Annotated in this window: 1 protein-coding gene and 2 pseudogenes; all 3 read left to right on the forward strand. The window is 75.0% G+C overall.

Features of this window, described 5'->3' with window-relative positions; genetic code table 11:
* Positions 1-2,286 (forward strand): annotated as a pseudogene (locus BIV57_RS17055) (bacterial transcriptional activator domain-containing protein); the annotation flags it as partial.
* A 10-nt stretch (positions 2,287-2,296) separates the two neighbouring features.
* On the forward strand, positions 2,297-3,742 hold the full coding sequence (locus tag BIV57_RS17060) for a transglycosylase family protein (RefSeq protein WP_272868243.1): 1,446 nt from the start codon (positions 2,297-2,299) through the stop codon (positions 3,740-3,742).
* 104 nt (positions 3,743-3,846) lie between these two features.
* Positions 3,847-4,052 (forward strand): annotated as a pseudogene (locus BIV57_RS25615) (hypothetical protein); the annotation flags it as partial.

The following is a 4,052-nucleotide window of genomic DNA, read 5'->3' on the forward strand; positions in this document are numbered from 1 at the left end:
ACCTCCACCACCGACTTCACCGACGTCGTCGACCGCTACGGCATCCCCTTCGCCGGGATCGGCGTCGTGCTGGCGAGCGTCCTCGGGCTCTCCCTGGTCCGCGCCCGCGTCCGGCAGCAGCGGCGGCGGCCGCCGCGCCGCCGCATCCCGCTGCCGTCCGGCGCCGAGCAGCGCTACGAGACGTTCCTCAACTCCCTCGCCGACCCGCACCGGCTGGAGCGCCTGGACCGCGCGCTGCGCACCCTCGCCCACACCTGCCTCACCCGCGACTCGGACGCCGAGCTGCCGCCGCTGCGCGCCGTCCGGCTCTACCCGGACGGCCGCATCGAGCTGTGCCTCAGCTCGCCCGCCGAGCCGCTCACCCCGTTCAGCCGCCACTCCCCCACCGGGACCGGCACCGACACCTCCGCCGGCACGCTGTGGCAACTCGACAGCGACGACGAGTTGCTGACGCCCGCCCAGGCGGCGGCCATCCCCGCGCCCTACCCGGCGCTCGCCACCATCGGCACCACCGAGGACGGCTGCTCCGTCCTCGCCGACCTGGAGGCCGCCGGTCAGCTCAACCTCACCGGGCACCCCGAGGACGTCACCGCCGTGCTGCGCGCCCTCGCCGTCGAGCTGGCCGCCAGCCCGCTCGCCGACCATCTGCGGATCGCCGCCGTCGGCCTCGCCGACGAGCTGCCGCCGACGCTCGGCGCGGACCGCATCACCGTCAAGCCGACCGCGCACGCCGCGCTGCAGGAGATGCAGGTGCACCACGCGGAGATCCGGTCCGCGCTGGAGCGGTTCGGGCTGACGGACCCTCGGCAGGCGCGCTCCCGCGGGGTGGCCACCGGCACCTGGACGCCCCATGTGCTGCTCGCCGCCGAGCCGTTGGACGACCTGGACACCTCGATCGTGCAGGTGCTGATGGAGCCGGAGGAGCCGGCCTGCGTCGCCGTCGCCTCCGCCTACTCGGTCGCGCCGACGGGGGCGTGGACGCTCTCGGCGGACGCCGCGCACGGGCAGGTGGTGCCGGGGGTGCCGTGGCGGGTGCGCCCGCAGCGGCTGACGGAGCGCGAGTTCGAGGCGGCGCTGCGGCTGCTGCTCACCGCCGCTGACCCGACGGTCCGCCCGGCGCCGGGCTGGTCCGGGCACACCGGCGACGACGACCCGGACGCGGCGGACCCGGGCGGCCCGACGGGCAGTCGGACGAACGGTCCGACGAGTGGTCCGAGCCGTCCTGGCGGGGCCGCGTTCGCGGAAGGACCCACCGGCCAGGACCCGTTCATCGTCCCGATCAGCGTGACGCGCGGCGGCTCGCCCGACGCGAGCGGAACGCCGGCCCTGGCGGCCGTGTCCGAGGAATCCGGACACGAGGGACCCGACGCGCGCGCCGACCCCGACCTCGACAGCGATGCCGACACGGGCGCGGGCACGGGCACCGACGCCGACACCGACACCGACACCGAAAGCGCCGCCGAGCCGGACGAGGCCCCCGTCCCCCCGCTCCCCATCCCTCCGGCGAACTCCGCCGGGCCCCGCATCCTCGTCCTCGGGCCCGTCGCGGTGCTCGGCGCAGACGGGCCCGCCGATCCGTCCCGGATCGGCCAACTCACCGCCCTCGCCGCCTATCTGGCGCTCAACGAGTCCACCGACGACGACACGCTCGACCTGGTGATACGGCCCACCCCGACGATCCCGTCCGCCCGCCGGGCACCCGCCGCCAGCGCCGCTCAGCCCGAGCTGGGCAGCCGCAACCGGGCCGCCGCCATCGGACGGCTGCGCGACTGGCTCGGCACCGACGAGGACGGCAACCACCACCTGCCGCCCGGCTCCAGCCGGCTCGCCCGGACCGTCGGCTGCGACTGGCACGACTTCCGCAACCTCTACTGGGCCGGAATGAACAACTCCGGCCGGGAGGCGGACGCCGCGCTGCAAGGGGCGCTGGAGCTGGTCCGCGGGGCGCCGTTCGGCGGCACCCACATCACCCTCTACCCGTGGGCCGAGCCGCACCGCCAGGACATGATCTCGTCCATCATCGACACCGCCCACGAGCTGGCCAAGCGGCGCATCGCGGTGGACGACCCGTCCGGCGCGGAGGCGGCGCTGCGGCGCGGGCTGGAGGCCGTCCCGGAGGCGGAGATCCTGCACCGGGGCCTGTTCTACCTGTACGCGATCACCGGCGACCACGAGCGGCTGCGGGCCGCGATCGCCGAACTCGAGGAGATCAACGCGCGGTTGGACACCGACATGGAGCCGGAGACCGTCGACCTGCTCCGCGACCTGTTCCCCAAGGGCACCTGAGGAGGCGGCCGTGAAGGATCCGTACGAGCTGTACGCCGTGGAGGGCGCCGAGGGCGTCGAGGGCGTCCAGGACGGCGAGGACGGCGCGGGGCCCGCCCCCGCGGTGCGCCGCACCGGCGGCGCCGCGCGCAGCCTGGTGCGCGGGGCGACGCTCACCGGGGCGGCGGCGGTCGCGCTGCCGCTGGCGGCGGGGACGGCGACGGCGGCGACGCACGCCGTCGCGGCCGCGGGCGGCGAGGCGACCTGGTCGCGGGTGGCCGCCTGCGAGAGCAGCGGCAACTGGGCTGCGAACACCGGGAACGGGTACTTCGGCGGGCTGCAGTTCACCCAGTCGACCTGGGAGGCGTACGGCGGCCTGCGCTACGCGGCGCGGGCGGACCTCGCGTCCCGCGAGCACCAGATCGCGATCGCGGAGCGGGTGCTGTCGGGCCAGGGGCCCGGGGCGTGGCCGGTCTGCTCGGTGCGCGCCGGGTTACACGCCGAGGTGACGGTCCATCGGACGGCGACTCCGAAGAAGGCGCCCGCGTCCACGGCCAAGAAGAAGACCGCGACCGCCGAACGGGCCACCGTCGAAAGCGCCCCCGCGAAGTCCGCGAAGGCTTCCACGCACGCCTCCACGCCCGCCACCACCCCCATCAAGTTCCACCACACCGTCACCCATGGCGAGACCCTCTCCGCGATCGCCGAGCGCTACCGCGTCCCCGGGGGCTGGCCGCGGCTCTACGCGGACAACAAGTCCGTGGTCGGCGGCGACCCGAACCTGATCATCCCCGGCCAGCGCCTGGTCGTGGACCGCAGCCAGATCATGCACCCGGGTGGCACCACCGCGAAGCCGAAGGCGCCCGCGACCAAGGCCCCTAAGACCCCCAAGACCCCCAAGCACGCCAAGCCGTCCCACCGCACCGCCAAGCCGACGCCCCACGCCTCGGCCTCCCCCACCGCGACGTCCCACACCGCCACCAAGTCCTCCGCCCACACCGCCACCACATCAACCAAATCAACCAAAACCACCAAGAGCGCCAAGACCACCAAGACCACCTCCCACGTCTCGTCCCGCGCCGTCCTCCCCGTCACCCACTTCTGGATCTCCGCGGGCTACCGCCAGCAGGGCCCCTGGTCGTCCGGCCACCACACCGGCATCGACCTCGCCGTCCCCAGCGGGACGGCCGTCCACGCGGCGCTCGGCGGCACCGTGGTGCGCACCGGATGGGACGGCGCCTACGGCAAGGACGTCCTGATCCACCACCCCGACGGCCGCTACTCCCTCTACGGCCACCTCTCCTCCATCGAGGTGCACGCGGGCCAGCACGTCTCCGCCGGGCAGCAGATCGCGCTCTCCGGGGCCACCGGGCACGTCACCGGTCCGCATCTGCATTTCGAGGTCCGGACGACGCCCAGCTACGGCAGCGACATCAACCCGGTCACCTGGCTCTCCCACTACGGGGTGCGCCTCTGAGCCCGCCCAGCCCGGTCTCCGGCCCCACTCGACGCGCCCCGCGCTGTCCGCCCCGTCCCCTACCATCGTCTAGGGACATCCGAGGAAGCCGAGGGCTGGAGCCAGTGACACAGGGATCGTGGGGCGGCGCGGACGGCAACGGCTCCGGCGAGCCGCCCGCCGCGGGATTCGGCCCGGCCCCGGACATGTCCGGGAGCGCCGGGCCACAGCCCCTCTCGCCCTACCCGCCCCAGTCGGTCCCGCCGCAGAACCAGCCGCCCGGCGGCCCCTTCGCCTTCGCGCCGGTGCCCGCACCCACCCCGTCCACCAT

The sequence above is a fragment of the Mangrovactinospora gilvigrisea genome (assembly GCF_001879105.1).
Classification (GTDB): domain Bacteria; phylum Actinomycetota; class Actinomycetes; order Streptomycetales; family Streptomycetaceae; genus Mangrovactinospora; species Mangrovactinospora gilvigrisea.